Here is a 1494-nt window from a genome sequence, read left to right as displayed (position 1 = left end):
TTCCACGATGTGTTGGTGGCCGAACAAGTCGATGTGTTGACCCAGACCCCGTCGGCGGTCAGTGTTTTGGAGCCTGAGGGGTTGGAGTCGACGGCGTTGGTGGTGGCCGGGGAGGCCTGTTCGGCGCGGGTGGTGGATCGCTGGGCGCCGGGGCGGGTGATGGTCAATGCTTATGGGCCGACTGAGACGACGATGTGTGTGGCGGTCAGCGCGCCGCTGACACCAGGCTCCGGTGTGCCGCCGATTGGGTCTCCGGTGGCGGGGGCGGCGTTGTTTGTGCTCGACGGCTGGCTGCACCCGGTGCCGGCCGGGGTGGTCGGCGAGCTGTATATCGCGGGTAGCGGGGTGGCCGTGGGTTATGTGCGGCGGGGCGGGTTGACCGCGGCGCGGTTTGTGGCCTGCCCGTTCGGGGGTCCGGGGCAGCGGATGTATCGCAGCGGGGATTTGGTGCGTTGGCGTGTCGATGGGCAGCTGGAGTATTTGGGCCGCGCCGACGAGCAGGTCAAGGTTCGCGGGTATCGCATCGAGCTGGGTGAAATCCAGGCGGCCTTAAGCGCGCTCGATGGGGTGGAGCAGGCGGTGGTGATCGCCCGCGAGGACCGCCCGGGCGACAAGCGGCTGGTGGGCTACATCACCGGCACCGCAGATCCGGTCGAGCTCCGCGCCCAACTGGCCGAGCGGTTGCCGGCCTATATGGTGCCCGCCGCGGTGGTGGCATTAGAAGCGCTGCCGCTGACCCCTAACGGCAAGCTCGACACCCGTGCGCTGCCGGCTCCGGAATACCGCGCCGGTGAGTATCGCGCCCCGGCCAGCGCGGTCGAGGACGTGTTGGCCGGGATTTATGCCCAGGTGTTGGGGGTGGAGCGGGTCGGGGTCGATGAGTCGTTCTTCGATTTGGGCGGTGACAGCATTTCGGCGATGCAGGTGGTCGCACGCGCCCGCGCCGCGGGGCTGATGTGTCGGCCGCGGGATGTGTTCGTCGAGCAAAGCGTGGCCCGACTGGCCCGGGTCGCCACCACCGTGGGTGAGGGCGGCCCGGGTGATGAGGGCACCGGCCAGGTGGTGGCCACTCCGATCATGCGGTGGCTGCACAGTTTTGACGGCGCGGTGGATCAGTTCAACCAGACCGTTCTGCTGCAAGCCCCCGCGGCGGTGAGCCAGGCCGATGTGGTGGTGCTGCTGCAGGTCCTGCTGGATCGCCATGGCATGCTGCGGGCCCGCCTCAACGAGGACGGCCAGTCGTTGACCGTGCCCGAGGCCGGCTCGGTCGATGCCCACGATTGCCTGCACACCATCGACGAGCTCTGCGAGCAGGCGCTGCTCGCGGCGCGATCGCGGCTCAACCCGGCCGCCGGGGTGATGCTGCGCGCGCTGTGGGTGGCCGAGGCCCACCAGCTGGTATTGATCATTCACCACCTGGCCATCGATGCGGTGTCGTGGCGAATCTTGGTGGAAGACCTCAACATTGCCTGGACCCAGCAGCGCAGCGGGCAG

General features: G+C 68.5%; 1 protein-coding gene and 1 pseudogene. Both read left to right on the top strand.

Features of this window, described 5'->3' with window-relative positions:
- Nucleotides 1–996, top strand: a pseudogene (locus tag AWC14_RS29955) (non-ribosomal peptide synthetase); the annotation flags it as partial.
- Between the two features lie 81 nt (nucleotides 997–1077).
- A partial coding sequence (locus tag AWC14_RS30180) for a condensation domain-containing protein (RefSeq protein ID WP_249026323.1) occupies nucleotides 1078–1494 on the top strand: 417 nt, incomplete at its 3' end.

The organism is Mycobacterium kyorinense, from assembly GCF_002101735.1.
GTDB lineage: Bacteria > Actinomycetota > Actinomycetes > Mycobacteriales > Mycobacteriaceae > Mycobacterium > Mycobacterium kyorinense.
Note: the sequence above shows the minus strand (reverse complement) of the source record. Positions and strands in the feature narration are given on the sequence as shown.